Origin of the sequence: Pseudomonas sp. AG1028, from assembly GCF_007993955.1 — a bacterium.
Lineage (GTDB): Bacteria > Pseudomonadota > Gammaproteobacteria > Pseudomonadales > Pseudomonadaceae > Aquipseudomonas > Aquipseudomonas straminea.
This window is the reverse complement of the sequence record NZ_VIVP01000001.1, coordinates 106204-127692: the sequence shown is the minus strand read 5'-3', so window position 1 is coordinate 127692 and position 21489 is coordinate 106204. Positions and strand designations below refer to the sequence as shown.

Sequence of the window (21489 nt, the reverse complement as noted above, 5' to 3'; positions counted from 1 at the left end):
CAACGCGATACCACGATCACGCCCATGCGTCGCTCCCTCAAAGGCGTCCTGGTGGTGCTGGTGCTCGGCCTGCTGGTGCTCCTGTTCTGGCAGATGCAGTTCGAGTTCCGCCAGCTCAAGGACAACCAGCGCACGCTCAGCCTGGCCGTCAGTGAACAGCTGGCCAAGCAACTGAGCCTGAACATGGCATCGCTGGCCAACGCTGGCGCTGCGGTCCTGCGGGCCACCCGCGGGCCGGCCGACTCGTTCGAACAGCAACAGCGCTATCTGGACAATCTGCGCGTGGTCTTCCCGACACTGCAGCGCCTCGTCCACCTGGATGCCAGCGGTCAGCCACGCCCCGGCAGCCCCATGCCGCCGGCCGAGCAGGCATTGCTCGCCGAGCTGATCGGTCGCACCGGCCAGCACAGCTATTACTACGTCTTCGACCCTATCGATGGTGGCCACCTCGACCTGCTGCTGCGCGAGGACGACGGCTACTGGGTAGTACGGCTGCACGCCGGCGCCCTGGGCAGTTGGCTGCCCAACGGTACCCAGGAAGATGTGTCCTGGCAGCTTGAAGACACCACCAGCCTCCGTGTCATCGCCGATTCGCGCGGCGCCATGGCCGGGGAACGCAACTTTCCCATGATCACCGCGGCCAACCAGGCGCAAACCATCGTGCTGCAGGATCTGCCGGGTTCCGACTGGCAGCTGCGCGCGATGCTCGACGAGGTCAGGGTGCAGGCCCGGGTGTTGCCGGAAATGCTCGGCAAGATCCTGCTGTTCACCCTGTGCAGCCTGCTCACCCTGTTCGCCCTCTATCGCCTGGTGCGTGAACAGGGCCATTTGCACGAACTCAATGCCGCTTCGCGGCGCTCCCTGCACCAGGCCGCCAGCGCCCTGGGTGCCATCGAGGAGCGAGTGCTGGTCACCGACGTCACCGGCCGGCTGACCTACCTCAACCCCCAGGCCGAAACCATGTTCGGCGTCAGTGCCCCGGACGCAGGCCAGTGGCATCTGTTCGAACTGCTGCCGAGTCTCAACCCGCTGCTGCTGCACGCCACCGCCTTTCGCAGCGACGAAGGTCCCGACCTGGTGGAGATCCGCCTGCACAACCAGAGCCGCCTGTTCACCGTCACCCGCAGCGACCTGCGCGACGCGTCGCGCCTGCTGGGCTTCGTCTGGGTGCTGCGCGACGTCACCGAGCAACAGCAGGCGACCCGCGTGTTGCAGGAAACCCGCCGCCGCTACCAGGATATTTTCGATGGCACCGGCACGGCGCTGTGCGTGCTGGACCTGGCCGGCCTCTATCACTTTCTGCGCGAGCAGAGCCTGAAGAATGGCGCTGAGCTGATCCCCTGGCTGGAAGCCAACCCGCAGCGTCATGGCGAACTGCTGCAGCACATGCGCTTCACCGAAACCAACCAGATCGCCCTGCGCCTGCTTGGCGTCAGCAATACCGAGCAGGCGTGGGAGCAGCTGATCAATCGCGGCTCGGTGCGCGCCCAGGGCTTCCGCGCCCAGCTCAGCGCCGCCCTGCTCGATGGTGGCGGCCACCTGGAACTGGAAAGCCATATAGACGGCGACAATGGCATTACCCGCCACCTGTGGCTGGTGATGCGCCTGCCGGAAAGCCCCGAGGACCTGCACGCCGTCGCCCTGAGCATCAGCGACATCAGCAGCCGCAAACGCATGGAGCTGTCGCTGGTCGAGCGCGAGCGCTTCTGGGCCGAGGTGGTGCGCGCGGTACCGGACACCCTCTACGTCACCGATCTGGCCACACAGACGATCCTGTTCAGCAACCACGACATCGCCAGCCGCTTGGGCTACGAAGCCGGCAGCCTGACCAACCAGATCGACCGGTGGTGGCGGCAGGTCATCCATCCCGACGATCATGAGCAGCTAGAACGTGCACGCAATATGCAACGCGTGCTTGCCAACGGCGTACCGCTCGAGTCCCAGGCCCGCGTGCGCCACCGAGACGGCTCCTGGCGCTGGTTCAGCATCAGCGAGCAAGCCCTGGCCCGCGATGCCAATGGCTGGGTCAGCCGCCTGATCAGCGTGGCCCGAGATATTACCGGGCAGATCGCCCGTAACGAATCGCTGCGCGAGAACGAGCACCGTTACCGCATGCTCGCCGAAAGCATCAGCGATGTGATTTTCTCCACCGACAGCCAGCTGAACCTCGATTACGTCAGCCCCTCGGTGCAGACCGTGCTGGGCTACCCGCCCGCCTGGGTGCAGGCCCATGGTTTCGGCAGCCTGGCTACCAACCCGCAGCAACTCGGCGCGGTCTACGCGCTGCTCGGGCGCATCCGTAGCGCCCTTGGCGTGCATCAGCAAATGCACGAGCTGCGCCAGACCCTCACACCGCAACTGTTCATCGTCGACTTCCTGCGTGCCGACGGCCGCAAGATTCCCATGGAGCTGCGCCTGGTGCCAATGTGGGACGATAACGGCAAGTTCGAAGGTCTGCTCGGCGTGGGCCGCGACGTGGCCCAACAACGCCGTGCCGAGAAAGACCTGCGCATGGCCGCGACGGTCTTCGAGCACTCTACGGCGGCGATTCTGGTCACCGACCCGGCGGGCTACATCGTGCAGGTCAACAACGCCTTCAGCCGGGTCAGCGGCTACAACGCCGAGCAGGTGCTCGACCAGTTACCGGGCATGCTAACGGCCGACAGCCAGCAGAGCACCCACCTGCATTACGTCCTTACCCAGCTGCGCCAGCGCGGCACCTGGGAGGGCGAAATCTGGCTCAAACGCCGCGATGGCGAGAACTTCCCGGCGTGGGTCGGCATCACCGCTGTCCATGACGAGGAAGGCGACCTGGTCAGCTACGTGTGCTTCTTCAGCGACATCAGCGAGCGCAAGGCCAGCGAACAGCGCATCCATCGCCTGGCCTACTACGACGCCCTGACCCAGTTGCCCAACCGCACGCTGTTCCAGGATCGTCTGCACACCGCTCTGCAGCACGCCGAACGGCACCGCGAGTGGGTGGTGCTGATGTTCCTCGATCTGGACCGCTTCAAGCCGATCAACGATTCCCTCGGCCACGCCGCCGGCGACCGCATGCTCAAGGACGTGGCCGTACGCCTGGCCGCCTGCGTCGGCGAGGACGACACCGTCGCGCGCATGGGCGGCGACGAATTCACCCTGCTGCTGCGCTCCAGCGCCAGCCGCGATGCGGCCCTGCACCGCGCCATCCACGTCGCCGAGCAGATTCTCGACAGCCTGGCCCAGGCCTTCGTGCTCGAAGGCCGCGAGTTCTTCGTCACCGCCAGTATCGGCATCGCCCTCGGCCCGCAGGACGGCAACGAGCCGAGCCAGCTGATGAAGAACGCCGACACCGCCATGTACCACGCCAAGGAGCGCGGCAAGAACAACTTCCAGTTCTACCAGGCGGCCATGAACGCCAGCGCCCTGGAGCGTCTGGAGCTCGAAGGCGACCTGCGCCACGCCCTGGAACAGGGCGAATTCCTGCTTCACTACCAGCCGCAGTTCTCCGGCAACGGCAAGCGCCTGACCGGTGTCGAGGCGCTGCTGCGCTGGCAGCACCCCAAGCGCGGCCTGGTGTCACCCAGTGCGTTCATCCCGGTGCTCGAAGAACTCGGCCTGGTGGTACAGGTCGGCGACTGGGTGCTGACCGAGGCGTGCCGTCAGCTGAACATCTGGCACCACAACAAGATCCGCGTGCCCAAGGTGTCGGTGAATCTCTCGGCGCGCCAGTTCAGCGACGGCGACCTGCGCCAGCGCATCGAACGCATCCTCGTCGAGAGCCGCATTCCGGCCGCGTGCCTGGAGCTGGAGCTGACCGAAAGCATCCTCATGCAGGACGTTGGCGCCGCGCTGCAGACCCTCACCGACCTGAAGAATCTCGGGGTATGCATCGCCATCGACGACTTCGGCACTGGCTACTCGTCGCTCAATTACCTCAAGCAATTCCCCATCGACGTACTGAAAATCGACCGCAGCTTCGTCGACGGCCTGCCCCACGGCGAGCAGGACGGGCAGATCGCCCGTGCCATCATCGCCATGGCCCACAGCCTGAACATGTCGGTGATCGCCGAAGGCGTGGAAACCCAGGAGCAGCTCGATTTCCTGCGCACCTACGACTGCGACGAGGTGCAGGGCTACCTGCTGGGCCGGCCCATGCCCGCCCATCGCTTCGAGGCGCAGTTCTGCGGGCGCAGCCTGTTCATGCTCGAGTGACGGCACGGCAAGCGGCGTCGAGAACCTGCTCACGATCTTTTCAGGCGACATTACAGAGGCTGCTACTAGGCAGAAGCGGCCGTTCGCGTAACCCGTAGGAGGGGCTTCAGCCCCGAGCTTTTTATCAAGGCAAACAAAGAGCTCGGGGCTGAAGCGGATCGCCGCCCGGCCCCTCCTACAAAAGTGTTCTGCTCACCGACCGCTCCCGCCACTTTGCAGTCAAAGCGCTGAAGTCGCGCCGAAAGATCCTGAACAGGCACTTCGTGAGCGCCACTTGTCCCGCTCATGACCACGCTTCATATGCCTGGCCAGCCCGGATGCGGTAGAATCCGCCCCCTCTTTACTCCGCCCAGCTGACTTTCAGGGGATTGCCATGTTCAGCCGTGATTTGACCATTGCCAAGTACGACGCCGAGCTCTTCGACGCCATGCAGCAAGAAGCTCTGCGCCAGGAAGAGCACATCGAGCTGATCGCCTCGGAAAACTACACCAGCCCAGCAGTGATGGAAGCCCAGGGCAGTGTGCTGACCAACAAGTACGCCGAGGGCTACCCGGGCAAGCGTTACTACGGTGGTTGCGAGCACGTCGACGTGGTCGAGCAACTGGCCATCGACCGCGCCAAGCAGCTGTTCGGCGCCGACTACGCCAACGTCCAGCCGCACGCTGGCTCGCAAGCCAACGCGGCGGTGTACCTGGCCCTGCTCAGCGCCGGTGACACCATCCTGGGCATGAGCCTGGCCCACGGCGGCCACCTGACCCACGGTGCCAGCGTTTCCTCCTCCGGCAAGCTGTACAACGCCGTGCAGTACGGCATCGACGGCAACGGCCTGATCGACTACGACGAAGTCGAGCGCCTGGCCGTCGAGCACAAGCCGAAGATGATCGTTGCCGGTTTCTCGGCTTACTCCCAGGTGCTGGACTTCGCGCGCTTCCGCGCCATCGCCGACAAGGTCGGTGCTTACCTGTTCGTCGACATGGCCCACGTGGCGGGTCTGGTCGCTGCTGGCGTGTACCCGAACCCGGTGCCGTTCGCCGACGTGGTCACCACCACCACCCACAAGACCCTGCGCGGCCCGCGCGGCGGCCTGATCCTGGCGAAGAAGAACGAAGAGATCGAGAAGAAGCTCAACTCCGCGGTCTTCCCGGGCGCCCAGGGCGGTCCGCTGGAGCACGTCATCGCCGCCAAGGCGATCTGCTTCAAGGAAGCGCTGCAGCCTGAGTTCAAGGCTTACCAGCAGCAGGTGGTGAAGAACGCCCAGGCGATGGCCGAAGTGTTCATCGAGCGCGGCTTCGACGTGGTGTCCGGCGGCACCCAGAACCACCTGTTCCTGCTCTCGCTGATCAAGCAGGACATCTCCGGTAAGGACGCCGACGCCGCGCTGAGCAAGGCCTACATCACCGTCAACAAGAACTCGGTGCCTAACGACCCGCGTTCGCCGTTCGTGACCTCGGGCCTGCGCTTCGGCACCCCGGCCGTCACCACCCGCGGCTTCAAGGAAACCGAGTGCCGCGAGCTGGCTGGCTGGATCTGCGACATCCTCGCCGACCTGAACAATGACGCGGTGATCGACGCCGTGCGCGAGAAGGTCAAGGCCATCTGCGCCAAACTGCCGGTTTACGGCAAGTAAGCGCCAGCGCTGCGATAGAGAGCCCGGCTGATGCCGGGCTTTTTTATGCCTGCGGGAAAATGTGCTGGCGACAAGCCCAGTCCCGCGTAGCCCCCGCCCGGAGGCGAATGCTGGCCACGCCGCAATACCGCTACGTGCCAACCATCGCTTCGCGCCGCGGGCGGCGCTCCCACAAAAAAGCGGCCACCCCACCATTGCGCAGGAGCCCCGACCCGGGGCGAATGGCGGCCACAACGAAAAAACCGCGCAATGGCGCGGTTTCTTCGGCGGGTCTTTCCAACGGGGTTGCGCGGCTAGGCCGCTTCCATCAACGCGATGCTGCAGCCGGTGCAGCCGCCGCCGTGCACGGCGACCCGGCACCCAGGCCAGCAGTCATGCTCTCGACGTTATTGAGCACGTTGTTGCCCTGGTTGACGCGCTGGGCCTTTTCGGCGGCGTCGACGCGCTGGGCATAGGTGGTGGAGGTGCCTTGCAAGCTCTGCTGGGTTTCCAGCACCGAGTTGGCGATGCTCAGCAGGCTACGCCCCGAGGCGATCAGGCTGTCCGACGTGCTCGGCGTGCACGGCGCGGCACCGTTGGCCACCTGGGAGCTGTGCAGGCCCTGGCTTTGCGTGTTCTGTGGCAGGCAGCCAGCGAGCGTCGCCAGCATTGGCACGACGAGCAGAGCCCCAATCGTTCCGTTGATGTTCATCTAGAATCCCTCGGTCACTGGGCTCCGGCCCGTGCCGAAGCGATGGCGGGATTCTAGGAAGCGGGTTGGCACACCGAAATAGCACAGGTGTGCTAGAGGCACTTTGCTCCCTGGCGCGCGCCTTGCGCAGCTACGCAGCAGCGGCCTATGGTGGCCGGATATCCGCGTTAGCACACAGGGAACCGTCATGCTGGCCACTGCCTCGCCTACCTACGATGTCGAACGTGCCCAGGCCGTCGTGCGCCTGATCATCGCGCCGATCGCGATCTGCTACACCCTGCTGATGCACCTGCGCTCGGCCATCGACCCCACGCTGGCCGGCTGGATTCTGCTGCTCGAGTGCCTTTTCCTGGCCGCCTCACTGGCCCTGTGGATCGACATCCGTCGACGCCCCGGCCACTACCCGGTGCGCCGTGTGCTGACCATGCTCAGCGACTACACCTGTATCACCGTAACCATCGGCTTTGGCGGCGAACCGATGCTGCCGGTCTACGCCATCCTGATCTGGGTCACGGTGGGCTACGGCCTGCGCTATGGCTCCAGCTACCTGCTGCTGGCGACCATCCTGGCCACCCTGTCGCTGGCGATCATCGCCAGCGTCTCGGCTTACTGGCAGTCGCAGCCCTACCTGATCATCACCCTGCTGCTCACTACCCTGATGGTGCCGGCCTACATGCACGCCCTGCTCAAGCGCTCGCGCCTGGCCGCCGAAGCCGAGCAGGCCGCCAATCGTGCCAAGTCGCAGTTCCTCGCTCAGGCCAGCCACGACCTGCGCCAGCCCATCCACTCCATCAGCCTGTTCACCGCCTGCCTGCGCGACAGCCGCCTGGATGGCGAGCAGCACCGCCTGGTGGAGAACATCGACAAGTCCCTGAACAGTGTCGCCCGGCTGTTCCGTACGATTCTGGACATGTACTCGCTGGACAGCGGCAAGGTGGTCGCCCATATGGAGCCGCTGCCGCTAAGAGGCCTGCTACGCCAGCTGATCCAGCAAAACACCGAGGCGGCGCGCTGGGCCGGCGTGGAGATCCGTCTGCACTGCCCGGACGTATACGTGCACGCCGACCAGAGCCTGCTGACCACCATGCTGCAGAACCTGCTCACCAACGCCCTCAAGTACGCCCCCGGCCAGCCTGTGCTGATCGGCTGCCGGCGGCGTAGTTCGACGCTTTCCATCGAGCTCTACGACAAGGGTCGCGGTATCGCCGAGGCGCATCTGGAAAACATCTTCGAGGAGTTCTACCGCGTGCGGCAGACCCGCGACAGCGACGTGGAAGGCATGGGCCTGGGGCTGACCATCGTGCGCCGGCTGGGCAAACTGATGGATCTGCAGGTGCGCATCCGCTCGGTGGAAGGCAAAGGCACCCTGGCGGCCATCGATGGCCTGCAGCTGGCCAGCGCGCCGGTCCAGCAGGCGACAGCGCAAGCGTCCAAGCCGCAGGCGCCGAGCATGCTCAACGGCCTGCGCATCTGCCTGATCGAGGATGACCACAACGTGCTGCTCGCCACCGCCACCTTGCTGAAGAAATGGGGCTGCGTGGTCGACACCTACACCTCGCTGCCCGACGTGGCGGCGGATATCGACCTGGTGGTGACCGACTTCGACCTCGGCCTGGAAGCCTCCGGCGCCGACTGCATCGCCCACGTGCGCGCCCTCGCCGCCCGCCAGGTGCCGGCCATCATCATGACCGGCCACGATGTACGCCGCGTGCAGGAAGCGGTGGGTGATGACCAGATACCGATTCTTTCCAAACCCGTGCAGCCGGCAGAACTGCGCTCGCTGCTGGTGGCCCTGAAGCTCAAGGCCCAGGCGGCCTAGCCCACAGACCGTCAAGGCTCTGTACGAGAAGTCTCCGAGCGAAGGTCAGGCGAGGCAAAAATTGGTGAGGAAGCGGAGTTTACGAGCTGTAAATGAGCATTCCGAACCGCTTTTTAACAAAGCATCACCGAGCGCAGGTACTTTTCGTACAGAGCCTAGCGCAGCCCGGCCTTGGCGCCCATCGCCGCTGCCGCCGCACGGCTGCCCACATCCAGCGTGCGCATCAGTGCCGACACATGGATGCGCACGGTAAAGGGCGAGATATCCAGCTCACGGGCGATCTCCTTGTTGGCCAGGCCGCGCACCAGCAGGCGCAGCACGTCCTGCTGCCGTGGCGTGAGCTGCTCCAGCAGGTGCCGCGCCTCGGCGAAGGCCGGCACCCCAGCCGGCCCCAGGGTCAGCACGAAATCACCGTCACGCACCGCCTGCAGCGCCTCGGCGATCTCGTCGGGCGGCGTCGCCTTGCCGATAAAGCCATCGGCACCGGCCGCCATCACCTCGTCGATCAACTCGCGGTTGTCGACCATCGACACAATAACGATGGAGCTGCGCGTGAAGCGCTGGCGCAACGCGCCGATGGCCTCCGGCGACTGCCCGGGGAACAGCAGGTCGAGCATGAACAGGCTCGGCGGTGCGCCGGCAACGGCCAGGGCCAACACCTCGTCCATATCGCCGGCTTCGAGAATGCAGGCGTGGGGGAACACCCGCTGCGCAATGCGGCTCAGCCCCTCGCGGAACACCGGATGATCATCGGCCACGATGATGCGCTCTTGTGGCGGGCGTTCGAGAATGGGGGAAGTGTCGGTCATGGGCTCAGACTAAGGTCATATACCTTGCGCGTGCCAGCACTGGTTCACAGACTTGACCGACGAAACGAAAGACTGTTCGCCGCAAGCGCAGCGCCAAAGCCCGAACGACGACCTTCGGCACCACTGCAAAACCAGGCGAGCCACGGCAGCAATGGCACATGGCTCGCAAGGGGACGCGTTACCAGCCCATATTGAAATGAATGCCCGGATTAAAGCCGAAGCGCGGATCGGCGATGATCAGCTCGTCCTTACCCTTCTCCCGGGCAACACGCACTTTCAGGGCTTGCGGTTCAACGAGCTTATCCAGCGACGCCCGGCTTGCCGCCTTGAGGATTTCCGGGTTCTTCACCCATTCATCGACGCTGGCCGGAGCCACGGTGAAGCTCACGGTCCAAGCGCCGGACAGGGCCGGCGGCAGGTCGCGCTCGGCCTCTTCGTCGATGACCTTGATATCGCTGATCTGGTAGCTGTCCGTGTAGCAGAACCCGGAGCGCTCGGCGTCGTATTCGGCCTGGCCCTTGTCCGTCAGCTGGTAGCCATCGGCGCTCTGGGCGATGAAGCCGATGTCTTCGAACGGCCGGGTGATGGCGCCGTTCTTGCTGGCCATGTCGGGCGCAATCGGAAAGCGCTTGAACAGCGTCGAGGTGGCGCAGCCTTTGCTGGAAATACTGTCGGCCAGCGTTTTGGAAATTTCCGACTCCGATGGCGCGCTTTGCCCACAGGCGGAGATCAGGGCAGACAGGGTGACGAGGGTTATCAAACGTTGCAAAGCTGGCATCCTTTTCGAGGGGTGTGCAATCGGCGCGGCGCCTGAAGAGGTTCAGGTCTGCCACGCCGATGCTACAGACACCATCGCACTGCAATTGTTACCAAGATTTGCTGCGGGGTTATTGACCGCGCGCCCTCACTCGCGCCGCAGAAAATGCACGCTGAACAGCTGGGCGGGGTCGCGCCACATGGCCACCGACGCGAAGCCGCACTCGCTTGCCAACGCCCGGAAAGTGCCGGGCGTGTACTTGTAGGAATTCTCCGTGTGCAGGGTTTCGCCGGCAGCGAAATCGAACAAGCGGTCTTCGATGCGCACCTGCTGATTCTCGCGGCTTACCAGGTGCATCTCGATGCGCGAGGCCTGCTCGTTGTAGAACGCCCGATGCTCGAAGCGCTGCGAGTCGATGTCGCTGTCCAGTTCGGTGCGGATGCGCTCGAGCAGGTTGAGGTTGAACAACGCGGTGACCCCGGCCGCGTCGTTGTAGGCACGCTCCAGCACCTGGCGGTCCTTGACCAGATCCACGCCAATCAGCAAGCCGCTGCCGGCCGGCAGCGCCTGGTGCAGATTACGCAGAAAGGCGCGCGCCTCGATCGGGTCGAAATTGCCGATGCTCGAGCCCGGAAAGAACGCCAGCGGCCGTTGCCCCAATGCCTCGGCGGGTAGTTTAAGCGGCTGGCTGAAATCGGCGCACAGCGCGTGCACGTCCAGCCAGCGGTAGTCGGCGGCCAGCCGGCGCGTGCAGATATCCAGGAATTCGCGGGAGATATCGATGCCCAGGTAACGCGCCGGGCGTAGGGCCTCGAGCAGCAGGCGAATCTTGCGGCTGGCGCCACTGCCCAGCTCCACCAGGCTGGCGTTGCGCCCGGCCAGTTCGGCGATGGCGTCCGCCGCCAGGCGCAGGATGGTTTCCTCGGTGCGCGTCGGGTAGTACTCCGGCTGCTGGCAGATCAGCTCGAACAGTTGCGAGCCGCGGTGATCGTAGAAGAACTTCGGCGACATCGCCTTCGGACTGGCCGCGAAGCCGCGCAGGGCCTCGTCACGCAGCGCCTGCTGCTCGAGGTTCTGGGGGTGTTCGTGGGTACGGATTGCCAGTGCCATGCTCAGAGCTCCTTGGCCAGGCGCAGGCCGGAGAACTGCCAACGCATGGTGGGGTAGAAGAAGTTGCGGTAGGTGGGGCGCACGTGGTCTTCCGGCGTGGCGCAACAGCCGCCGCGCAACACCATCTGCCCGGACATGAACTTGCCGTTGTACTCACCCAGGCTGCCGCCCAATGGACGAAAGCCGGGGTACGGCCGGTAGGCGCTGGCGGTCCACTCCCACACATCGCCATACAGCTGCTGCAGGCAATCACCGGCCCCCGCCGCTACCGGCTGCAGGTGATCGTTCTCTACGAAGTTGCCCCACACAGGCTCGTCCTGGGCGGCGATTTCCCACTCTTCCTCGCGAGGCAATCGCGCCTGGGCCCAGGTGGCGAAAGCCTCGGCCTCGAAGTAGCTGAGGTGGCAGACCGGCGCAGCCAGATCCAGCTCACGCGGCCCGCCGAGGGTCAGCTCCAGCCAGTCGTCGCCCTCGCGTTCCCAGTAAAGCGGCGCCTGCCAGCCGGCGCGCTGGATGTGGTCCCAACCGTCCGCCAGCCAAAGCGCGGTGCTGCGGTAACCACCATCGCGAATGAACTCAAGATATTCACCATTGCTCACCGGCCGGTTAGCCAACTGGAAGGCCTCGGCGAACACCCGGTGCTGCGGCCGCTCGCAATCGAAGGCAAAGCCCTCGCCGCTAAAACCGACCTGGCGCAGCCCGGCGGGAAACTCGATCCAGCGCAGCTCGCTCGCCTGACCGCCGCCGGGCTTGAGGTCATGCCGGTAAACCGGCCGCAGCGGGTTCTGCGCCAGGATGTGCTTGATATCCATCAACAGCAGCTCCTGATGCTGCTGCTCGTGCTCCAGCCCCAGCTCGATGCGCTGCAACACCTCGTCGGGCAACTCAGCACCGCGCTGGCCGAACAGCTGCTCCATGGCCAGATCGACATGGCTGCGATAGGCATACACCTCGCTCACCGTCGGCCGCGACAACACCCCCCGCCGCGCCCGCTCGAAGGGCGTGCCGTGGGTCTTGTAGTAGGAGTTGAAGAGATGGTCGTAGCGCTCGTCCAGCGGGCGATAATCCGCCAGGAATGGCTGCAATATGAAGGCCTCGAAGAACCAGGTGACATGAGCTAGATGCCACTTGGGCGGGCTCACGTCCGGCATGCTCTGGATCACATGATCCTCGGCCTCCAGCGGCTCGCAAAGCCGCTCACTGGCAGCGCGTACGCGCTGGTAACGCTGCCAGAGCTGTTCGACGTGCAGTGGTGAAGTGGCGATCCTGCTGGTGCGGTCTCGCATAACACGCATCCTGTGCCGGCGCCGCGAAACGCGACGGTTCTAGAGCCGACTGGATGGGGGTGGGAAAGGTTCAGAGAAAGTGGCTGGGTGGCGACGATGAGTAGTCGGCAATGGGGAGAAAGCCGCGCAATGCGCGGCTTTGAAGGTGGTGGGCCCACACGGACTCGAACCGTGGACCAAAGGATTATGAGTCCTCTGCTCTAACCAACTGAGCTATAGGCCCCCAGAAGGCTGGCGGAGTATACCGATGCACTTCGCCGAGTGCCAATCCGATGCGCCACGGCTTGCTGGAACGCCCGAAAGGGTTCATTGGATGACAAACGATTGCGCGCCCGCGCTCAGCAAAACCGCGTGCAATCCCCCCGCCGTTTTGTTCATAATTTGCACGACGTTCCTATCCCGCCGTGCCACCACGCTGACGATATGAGCCCAACCAGCCTAGCCGGGCCCGCACCTTGACGAGTCAGACCTCCAAGATCACTTACCTCAGACGCCTGGTCGCGATCATGACCAGTGTGGTGGGTTTGGCCGTGGTGGTGCTCACTTTCCTGCAGGTCGAATGGGACAGGCGCGAGTCGCTGCGCCAGCATGTCGCCGATATGGAGAACCTGTCGGCGGCACTGACCCGCCAGGCAGAATCGACCATTCGTGATGCCCATGCCGTGCTGCTTGGCATGCAGCGCAAGTTGCAGGTCTCCGGTTATGGCCCCGAGAGCCTGAACGAGGTGCTGGAGGTGGCGCGGGCGCAGTCGGCGATCCTGACAGACGTGCAGGGCTTCACGGTACTCGATGCCAATGGCCGGCCCCTGGTCACCACGGTGCGCAACCCGATCACCAGTTACTCTGCCCTGGATCGCGAGTACTTCCTCGTGCATCGCAATAATCAGGTCAGCGGCTTGTACATTGGCCCGCCGGTGAAGAGCCGCATGAGTGGCGAGTGGGTGATTTCCCTGTCCATGCGGCTGAGCGATGCCAGTGGCGAGTTTCACGGCGTAGTGATGGCGACGCTACTGGTCCAGCACTTCGTGGACTTTTACCAGACCATCGACCTGGGCAGCCAGGGTGTGATCGGCATGGCCAAGCGCGACGGCACCTTGTTGGTCAGGTCGAAGGACTCGGACCAACACGCCGGTCTGAACATGTCCAGCAGCCCACTGCTGCGCAAGGTGAACGAAGAGGGTGTGACGCGCGGCAGCCTGGTGCTCACGGCGATGATCGACGGCGTGAGGCGTATCTACGGCTTCGATACCAGCGATGAATACCCGATTCTGGTGGCTGCTTCACTCGGTGAAGAGGAGGCGATGGCCGCCTGGCGCAGCCGCTCGCTGCAGAACTGGTCGCTGGCTGCCTGTGTACTGGTCATCCTGTTTTCCATGGGCTGGCTGATCTGGCGTGCGCTCGGCCGCCAGGGCCGCATGGAAGCGCGCCTGCAGAGCATGCACCGGGATCTGGCGCTGGCCAACCATGCGCTGGAAATCATGGCCGGCGAGGATTCCCTGACCGGCCTGGCCAACCGCCGCCGCCTGGACGAAGCATTGCGTGCTGCCTTTCAGTCCGCCGCGGCCCAGGCTCAACCGCTGTCGTTCGTACTGCTGGACGTGGACTACTTCAAGCGTTTCAACGACCAGTACGGTCATCCCGCCGGTGATGAAGCGCTCAAACAGGTGGCGGCGATACTCAAGCGCCACGCCAAGCGTGCCGCGGATACCACCGCGCGCTACGGCGGCGAAGAACTGGCGCTGATCCTGCCAGGCGCGGAAAGCACGGCAGCGATGGCCGTGGCCGAGCGTATCCGCGCTGACGTCGAGGCGTTGGCGATCGCCAACCAGGGTTCGCCCTACGCCAATCTCACCTTGAGCATTGGCGTCGCCTCTTGTACTCCCGGGCAGGCGATACAGACGCCCGCCGACCTGGTCGCCGCAGCCGACGTCGCCCTCTATGCCGCCAAAAGTGCCGGCCGCAACCGCGTGAACCTCGCCGCACAGCCCGTCTGACAGGCACTGCAGCCATGCCCAGCTTTTTGCTGGGCAACGACTACAAAAACGCTAATTTCGCTATCCCCCACCTCTGAACACAATGGCCTCAACGCACGAACGGCTCGTGCCGGCCAGGGCCATCCCTGTGCATGGGCGCCGGGCCTCCTTCAGAGGGACGCAACGATGGCTGTTGAAACAACCCGAACAGACACCCTGGTGGTGGGCGCCGGCCAGGCCGGCGTGGCGATGAGCGAGCACCTGACCAAACTCGGCGTGCCGCACCTGGTGCTGGAACGCGAACGCATCGCCGAGCGCTGGCGCACCATGCGCTGGGATTCGCTGGTCGCCAACGGCCCGGCCTGGCACGACCGCTTCCCCGGGCTGGAGTTCGACATCGACGACGACGCCTTTCCAGGCAAGGAACAGGTGGCGGCCTACTTCGAAGCCTATGCGCGCAGCTTCAATGCGCCGATCCACACCGGCGTGGAAGTGCACAAGGTTCGCCGCAACGCCAATCGCCCCGGCTTTACCGTGGAAACCTCCGAAGGCGTGATCGAAGCCAATCGCGTGGTGGCCGCCACCGGCCCCTTCCAGCGCCCGGTGATTCCGGCCATCGCCCCGCAGGATGAACGCCTCACGCAGATCCATTCCGCCGAGTACCGCAACCCGCAGCAACTGCCCGCCGGCGCCGTGCTGGTGGTGGGCGCCGGCTCCTCGGGCACGCAGATCGCCGATGAGCTGATGCAGTCTGGCCGTCAGGTTTACCTGTCCGTCGGCGCCCATGACCGGCCGCCACGCAGCTACCGCAACCGGGACTTCTGCTGGTGGCTGGGCGTGCTTGGCGAGTGGGACCAGGAGACGCCGAAAGCCGGCCGCGAGCACGTGACCATCGCGGTCAGCGGCGCCTATGGCGGCAAGACCATCGACTTCCGCCGCCTGGCTCACCAGGGCATGACGCTGGTCGGCCTGACCCGCTCGTTCGACAACGGCGTGGTGCAGTTCGCCGACGATCTGGCCGACAACATCCGCCGCGGTGACGAGAACTATCTGGCGCTGCTCGATGCGGCGGACGCCTACGTGAAACGCAACGGCCTCGACCTGCCGGAGGAACCCGAAGCGCGCATCATCCCGACCGATCCCGCGTGTATGAACGAGCCGCTGCGCGAGCTGGACCTGATCGCGGCCGGCGTGACGTCGATCATCTGGGCGACCGGCTTCGCTACCGACTTCAGCTGGCTGGAAGCCGACACCTTCGATGCCAACGGCAAGCCCCAGCACCAGCGCGGCGTGTCCCGCGAGCCGGGCATCTATTTCCTCGGCCTGCCGTGGCTGTCGCGCCGTGGCTCGTCGTTCATCTGGGGCGTATGGCACGACGCCAAGCACGTCGCCGACCACATCGCCACGCAGCGCAAATACACCGCCTACCGCGATGCCGAGCAGCGCCAGGCCGCAGCCCCCGTCACCCGCCTGCAGGGAGTCAAGTGATGCCCACCCATACCCGTATCCGCATGTTCAACACCAAGGACACCTACCCCAACCAAACCCTGGACAACGACCTCTGCCAGGCCGTGCGCGCCGGCAACACGGTGTACGTACGCGGCCAGGTCGGCACCGACTTCGACGGCAACCTGGTCGGCCTCGGCGACCCGCAGGCGCAGACCGAGCAGGCGATGAAGAACCTCAAGCAGTTGCTCGAAGAAGCCGGCAGCGACCTGTCCCATATCGTCAAGACCACCACCTACATCATCGACCCGCGCTACCGCGAGCCGGTGTACAAGGAGGTCGGCAAATGGCTCAAGGGCGTGTTCCCGATTTCCACCGGGCTGGTGGTCTCGGCCCTCGGCCAGCCGCAGTGGCTGATGGAGATCGACGTGATCGCGGTGATCCCGGACGACTGGCCAGCCCAATAAGGAGGCGTGCATGACCTTTTCCATCGTCGGACGCTGCCCGGAAACCGGCCAGCTGGGCATCGCCATCAGCTCGTCGAGCATCGCCGTCGGCGCGCGCTGCCCCTGGCTGCGTGCCGGCGTCGGTGCGGTGGCCACCCAGAACGTCACCCTGCCAGCCCTCGGCCCGCAGATTCTCGATCTGCTCGAGCAGCAGGCATTGGAGCCAGGCGACGCCTTGCAGCGCGCCCTCGGCGCCAATGGCTGGAGCCAGTATCGCCAGGTGACGGTGATCGACAGCCAGGGCCGCACCGCCCTGTTCAGCGGCAAGGAAGCGCTGGGCCTGTACAACGCGGTGGCCGGCGAGCAGTGCGTGGCAGCCGGCAATCTGCTGGCGAGCGAGGCGGTGATCCAGGCCATGGTCGAGGCCTTCAAGAACGCCAGCGGGCAACTGGCCGACCGCCTGCTCGCCGCCATGCACGGGGCGATGGCCGCCGGCGGCGAGGCCGGCCCGGTGCACTCGGCGGCGCTCAAGGTGGTGGGCGACCTGGTGTGGCCGATCATCGACCTGCGGGTCGATTGGGCGGACGAAGACCCCATCGGCCAGCTCGACGGTCTGTGGCAGGCCTACCGGCCGCAGATGCAGGATTACCTGACCCGCGCCCTCGACCCGACGGCGGCGCCAAGCTACGGAGTGCCGGGCGATGAATGAGCCAACCAGCCGCGCCCTGCTCGAGCGGCTGATCGGCTTTGCCACGGTCAGCCGTGATTCCAACCTGGAGCTGATCGAATTCATCCGCGAGTACCTGGCGGGCTTTGGCGTGGACAGCGAGCTGTTCCATAACGCCGAAGGCACCAAGGCCAACCTGTTCGCCACCATCGGCCCGCAGGATCGCGGCGGCGTGGTGCTGTCCGGCCATACCGACGTGGTGCCGGTCGACGGCCAGGCCTGGACGGTCGAACCGTTCCAGTTGAGCGAACATGACGGGCGCCTGTACGGCCGCGGCACTGCCGACATGAAAGGCTTCATCGCCTGCGTGCTGGCCGCGGTACCGAGCCTCGTGCAACGCCCGCTGCAGGTGCCGGTGCACCTGGCGTTTTCCTATGACGAGGAAGTCGGCTGCCTGGGCGTGCGCTCGATGCTCGCCGAGCTGGAAAAACGCCCGCACAAACCCACCCTGTGCCTGATCGGCGAGCCGACCGAACTCAAGCCGGTACTCGGCCACAAAGGCAAGCTGGCGATGCGTTGTGAAGTGCACGGCGCGGCCTGTCACTCGGCCTACGCGCCCTACGGCGTGAACGCCATCGAATACGCGGCGCGGCTGATCGGCCACCTGGGCGAAATCGGCGCACGCCTGGCCCAGCCCGAGCACCACGATGCGCGCTTCGATCCGCCCTTCTCCACCGTGCAGACCGGCGTGATCAAGGGCGGCCGCGCCCTGAACATCGTGCCGGCCGAATGCGAATTCGATTTCGAGGTGCGCGCACTGCCGGGCTTCGACGCCCAGCGCGTTCCGGACGAGCTGCAGCGCTACGCCGCCGAGCAATTGCTGCCGAAGATGCAGGCGGTGAGCGCCGCCAGCGATATCCGCCTGCACCCCCTGAGCGCCTACCCGGGCCTCGCCACACCGCCCGACAGCGAAGCGGCTCGCTTGCTGGCCAGGCTCTGCGGCTCGAGCGACTTCGGCACCGTGGCCTTCGGCACCGAAGGCGGCCTGTTCGACGGTGCCGGCATCCCCACCGTAGTCTGCGGCCCCGGCAGCATGGACCAGGGCCACAAGCCCGACGAGTTCGTCAGCCTGGAACAGCTGCATGGTTGCGATGCGCTGCTCCAGCGCTTGGCGGATTACCTCTGCGACCCGGGCTGAACCGCAACCTGTAGCCCGATGTTGAGCAACGCGATACCCGGGGCATGTTCCCTGGGTGTCGCTGCGCTCGACCCAGGCTACGACCAATGTGGGAGCGCGCCATGCGCGCGAAAAAATCGCGGGCATGGCCCGCTCCCACAGGTGTAGATGCTGATATGAGTAGCTCGTAGGATGGGTGAAACCCATCAACACTGCTGAACACCACCGGTAGCCTGGGTTGAGCAACGCGATACCCAGGACATTTTCCCGGGTGTCGCTGCGCTCGACCCGAGCTACCCGAGCACCGCCCTATTGCGCAGCTTGCTCGCTCAGTTCGCCCAACCGCTCCCGGCAAAAATCCACGAACAGCTGCGCCGGTTTGGTCAGTTGCCCGCGTTTGAGGCGCGCCGCCACCAGCCCGGAGGTGGCCACCGGCTCGGCGATGTCCACAGTGACCACGCGCTTGCCATCGTAGGTGCATTCGGAGTGCGGCTTGGTGACCAGCAGGGAGAAGCCGAAGCCCTGGCCGACCATGCCGCGCACCATTTCGATGGACGGTGAGCTGAAGACGATATTGGGCGTCAGCCCCAGTTCGTGAAACAGGCTGACGAAGTAGGTTCGGCTGGGTTGCACGTCGAGCAGGATCATCGGCTCCAGGCACAGGTCGCGCAGCGACACCTGGGCCTGGCCGGCGAAGCGGTGCTGCTCGGGCAGCAGCACGTAGGGTTTCTGCGGTGGCATCAGCGGCTCGGTGGCGATGGTGCCGTCGAGGTCGTGCTCGTAGAGAAACGCCAGGTCGAACGAGCCAGCGGTCAGGCCCTGCACCAGCTCCTGCTGCTCGCCATCGCGAATGCGGATGTCCACGCCGGGGTAACGCTCGCGAAAGCCGGCGATCAGTTGCGGCAGGTACAGCGGCGCGACGGTTTCGAAGCAACCGATGTCGATCTGCCCAGCGACGATATCGTTGTCGGCCAGGGCGTTCTGTTCGAACTCGCGGGCCATGCGCAGCAGTTGCTGGGCCTTCTCGTAGAAGCGTGCGCCGCTGGGCGTCAGCGACACGCCCTGGGCGTGATGACGGATGAACAGCTGCACGCCGAAGCTTTCTTCCAGCCCCTTGATGGCCGTGGAAATGGACGGCTGGGCGATGTACAGCTGGCGCGACGCCTCGGCCACGCTGCCCGCCTCCACCGTGGTGACGAAGTACTTGAGTTGCCGCAGGGTATAGGAAGCCACGTGTCGATCTCGCTGCAGTTACTGCCTGCACCTTACTCCAACACGGCGCCCTGGCGGGGCTCTGCCTTGCAAAGGTTTTTCGTAAGTCCCGAGCATATTTTTACTAATTTTCCTGCGCGCCGGACTGACGCACCATGGCCCTCACCTGAACGACAGTTCCCGCCCAGCCCGCACTCAGGGCGGCACAACAACAAAGATTCTGCTGACGCGTGACACAACGCGCAGCTTCGCCGCTTCGGCCCTACTGCCCCTGTTCCAACTAAAACGAAAAAACAGCGAGGGAGTTTCCATGTTCAAGCACTTGCGTCCATCCATCCGCACCGCCATCGGTCTGTCCCTGCTGGCTGGTGCCAGCAACGCGGCGCTGGCCGCCGACAGCCTCACGGTGATCTCCTTCGGCGGCGCCACCAAGGTCGCGCAGACCGCCGCCTACTTCAAACCCTTCGAGCAGAGCGGCGCCGCCCGCGTGGTGGCCGGCGAGTACAACGGCGAACTGTCCAAGGTCAAAGCCATGGTCGATGTCGGCCAGGTGACCTGGGATGTGGTCGAGGTGGAAAGTCCGGAGCTGCAGCGCGGCTGCGAAGAGGGCCTGTTCGAGCGCATCGACCCGGCCATTCTCGGCGATGCCAACCAGTACATTCCCGGCACCGTGAGCGAGTGCGGCGTGGCCACCTATGTGTGGTCGATGGTGATGGCCTACAACGGCGAAAAACTGAAAACCGCACCCACTTCCTGGGCAGATTTCTGGGATCTGGAGAAATTCCCCGGCAAGCGCGGCTTGCGCAAGAGCGCCAAGTACACCCTGGAAGCCGCCCTGCTGGCCGACGGCGTGAGCCGCGAGGACCTCTACAAGGTTCTGGGCACTAAGGAAGGTGTCGACCGCGCCTTCAAGAAGCTGGACGCCATCAAGGGTTCGATCCAGTGGTGGGAAGCCGGCGCGCAACCGCCGCAGTGGCTGCTGGCCGGTGACGTGACGCTGTCCGCTGCCTACAACGGCCGTATCGGCGTGGCCCAGAAGGAAGGCGCCAACTTGAAGATCTCCTGGAACGGCAGCCTGTACGATCCCGAGCACTGGGCCATCGTCAAGGGTAGCCCGAACAAGGCCCTGGCCGAGCGCTTCATCAAGTTCGCCAGCCAGGCCGACACCCAGAAGGTGTTCTCCAGCCAGATCCCCTACGGTCCGGTGCACAAGGAGACGCTGCCGCAACTGCCGGCCGACGTGCAGGCACAACTGCCGACCGCCGAGGCCAACATGGCTGGCGCGCAGCTGGTGAATGCCGAGTTCTGGATCGACCATGGCGAGGAGCTGGAGGAACGATTCAACGCCTGGGCGGCGCGCTAAGCCTCAGCCTGAGTCGCCAAAAAGAAAGGGGCCTCGCGGCCCCTTTTTTTGGTCTCAGGCTCAGTCAGCCTGCACCGTGACCTGCTGCTGTTCACCCAGCCCGGCGATACCCAGCCGGATGGTCTGCCCGGCGCGCAGGAACACCGGGTTGGGCTTGATGCCCAGGCCCACGCCCGGTGGCGTGCCGGTGGAAATCACGTCGCCCGGCTGCAGGCTCATGCAGCGGCTCAGGTAGGCGATCAGTTGCGGTACGTTGAAGATCAGCGTGCGCGTGTTGCCCTGCTGGTAACGATGACCGTCGACCTCCAGCCACATGTCCAGATTGTGCGGGTCGGCGATTTCGTCGCGGGTCACCAGCCAAGGGCCGAGCGGGCCGAAGGTGTCGAAACCCTTGCCCTTGTCCCAGCTGCCGCCGCGCTCGAGCTGCCACTCACGCTCGGACACGTCGTTGATCACGCAATAGCCGGCGACATGGTCCATGGCGTTGGCCTCGTCGATGTATCGCCCGCCCTTGCCGATCACCACGCCCAGTTCCACTTCCCAGTCGGTCTTGGTCGAGCCGCGGGGAATCTCGACGGCGTCATTGGGGCCACAGATGGCGCTGGTCCACTTGTTGAAGATGATCGGCTCCTCTGGCACGTCCATCCCCGATTCGGCGGCATGGTCGGCGTAGTTGAGGCCGATGCACACGAACTTGCCGACCTGGCCGACGCAGGCGCCAATGCGCGGGTTGCCGGTCACGACTGGCAGGCTGGCCACATCGATCTTCGACAGCGCGGCGAGGCCCGCAGGCGTCAGCACGTCGCCGGCGATATCGGCCACATGCCCGGAGAGGTCACGAATCTGGTTGTCAGCGTCCAGCAGGCCTGGCTTCTCTGCGCCCTTGGCGCCGTAACGTAGCAGTTTCATGTG

At 65.0% G+C, this 21489-nt stretch carries 16 protein-coding genes and 1 tRNA gene; 9 read left to right on the top strand and 8 right to left on the bottom strand.

What is annotated here, in order from left to right; all coding sequences use genetic code 11:
* Positions 1 to 24 precede the first annotated feature (24 nt).
* A complete protein-coding gene (locus FB481_RS00555) occupies positions 25 to 4194 on the top strand; it encodes an EAL domain-containing protein (protein ID WP_178109810.1) in 4170 nt (1389 codons plus the stop codon).
* Between the two features lie 373 nt (positions 4195 to 4567).
* A complete protein-coding gene (gene glyA / locus FB481_RS00550) occupies positions 4568 to 5821 on the top strand; it encodes a serine hydroxymethyltransferase (RefSeq protein ID WP_093499827.1) in 1254 nt (417 codons plus the stop codon).
* A gap of 307 nt (positions 5822 to 6128) precedes the next feature.
* On the opposite strand, the gene FB481_RS00545 is transcribed toward glyA, so the two are convergent.
* Positions 6129 to 6512, bottom strand: a complete 384-nt coding sequence (locus FB481_RS00545; RefSeq protein WP_093499829.1) for a hypothetical protein — start codon at positions 6510 to 6512, stop codon at positions 6129 to 6131.
* A gap of 187 nt (positions 6513 to 6699) precedes the next feature.
* Between FB481_RS00545 and FB481_RS00540 the strand changes: the two genes are divergently transcribed.
* A complete protein-coding gene (locus FB481_RS00540; RefSeq protein ID WP_147174775.1) occupies positions 6700 to 8331 on the top strand; it encodes a hybrid sensor histidine kinase/response regulator in 1632 nt (543 codons plus the stop codon).
* Between the two features lie 155 nt (positions 8332 to 8486).
* Here FB481_RS00540 and FB481_RS00535 read toward each other — a convergent pair whose 3' ends face one another.
* The 5 genes from FB481_RS00535 to FB481_RS00515 form a co-directional block, all read right to left on the bottom strand.
* On the bottom strand, positions 8487 to 9140 hold the full coding sequence (locus FB481_RS00535) for a response regulator transcription factor (protein ID WP_178109809.1): 654 nt from the start codon (positions 9138 to 9140) through the stop codon (positions 8487 to 8489).
* Between the two features lie 178 nt (positions 9141 to 9318).
* Entirely contained in the window at positions 9319 to 9918 is a 600-nt protein-coding gene (locus tag FB481_RS00530) for an acyltransferase (protein WP_256662691.1), read from the bottom strand.
* Positions 9919 to 10044: 126 nt separating this feature from the next.
* The gene (gene egtD, locus FB481_RS00525; RefSeq protein WP_147174773.1) at positions 10045 to 11007 is read right to left on the bottom strand and encodes an L-histidine N(alpha)-methyltransferase; all 963 of its coding nucleotides are present in this window, start codon (positions 11005 to 11007) and stop codon (positions 10045 to 10047) included.
* A gap of 2 nt (positions 11008 to 11009) precedes the next feature.
* A complete protein-coding gene (gene egtB / locus FB481_RS00520) occupies positions 11010 to 12293 on the bottom strand; it encodes an ergothioneine biosynthesis protein EgtB (protein WP_093499838.1) in 1284 nt (427 codons plus the stop codon).
* Positions 12294 to 12439: 146 nt separating this feature from the next.
* Positions 12440 to 12516: transfer RNA gene (locus FB481_RS00515), tRNA-Ile, on the bottom strand.
* A gap of 283 nt (positions 12517 to 12799) precedes the next feature.
* On the opposite strand from FB481_RS00515, the gene FB481_RS00510 reads away from it, so the two are divergent.
* From FB481_RS00510 to argE, 5 genes are all read left to right on the top strand, one after another.
* A complete protein-coding gene (locus FB481_RS00510; RefSeq protein ID WP_147174772.1) occupies positions 12800 to 14287 on the top strand; it encodes a sensor domain-containing diguanylate cyclase in 1488 nt (495 codons plus the stop codon).
* A 165-nt stretch (positions 14288 to 14452) separates the two neighbouring features.
* Positions 14453 to 15754: an NAD(P)/FAD-dependent oxidoreductase gene (locus tag FB481_RS00505; protein WP_093499842.1), complete on the top strand. Its 1302-nt coding sequence runs from the start codon at positions 14453 to 14455 to the stop codon at positions 15752 to 15754.
* Positions 15754 to 16179, top strand: a complete 426-nt coding sequence (locus FB481_RS00500; RefSeq protein WP_093499844.1) for a RidA family protein — start codon at positions 15754 to 15756, stop codon at positions 16177 to 16179. The genes FB481_RS00505 and FB481_RS00500 overlap by 1 nt, the downstream gene beginning before the upstream one ends.
* Positions 16180 to 16189: 10 nt before the next feature.
* Positions 16190 to 16867 (top strand): DUF1028 domain-containing protein, encoded by a 678-nt coding sequence (locus tag FB481_RS00495; RefSeq protein ID WP_093499846.1) that lies wholly within the window; start codon positions 16190 to 16192, stop codon positions 16865 to 16867.
* A complete protein-coding gene (argE, locus tag FB481_RS00490; RefSeq protein ID WP_147174771.1) occupies positions 16860 to 18023 on the top strand; it encodes an acetylornithine deacetylase in 1164 nt (387 codons plus the stop codon). The genes FB481_RS00495 and argE overlap by 8 nt, the downstream gene beginning before the upstream one ends.
* A gap of 288 nt (positions 18024 to 18311) precedes the next feature.
* On the opposite strand, the gene FB481_RS00485 is transcribed toward argE, so the two are convergent.
* The gene (locus FB481_RS00485; protein ID WP_147174770.1) at positions 18312 to 19235 is read right to left on the bottom strand and encodes a LysR family transcriptional regulator; all 924 of its coding nucleotides are present in this window, start codon (positions 19233 to 19235) and stop codon (positions 18312 to 18314) included.
* A 289-nt stretch (positions 19236 to 19524) separates the two neighbouring features.
* Here FB481_RS00485 and FB481_RS00480 point away from each other — a divergent pair, with 289 nt between their 5' ends.
* Entirely contained in the window at positions 19525 to 20577 is a 1053-nt protein-coding gene (locus FB481_RS00480; RefSeq protein WP_147174769.1) for an ABC transporter substrate-binding protein, read from the top strand.
* A gap of 60 nt (positions 20578 to 20637) precedes the next feature.
* Here FB481_RS00480 and FB481_RS00475 read toward each other — a convergent pair whose 3' ends face one another.
* Positions 20638 to 21486, bottom strand: coding sequence for an ureidoglycolate lyase (locus FB481_RS00475; RefSeq protein ID WP_147174768.1), 849 nt, complete (start codon positions 21484 to 21486; stop codon positions 20638 to 20640).
* Positions 21487 to 21489: the final 3 nt, after the last annotated feature.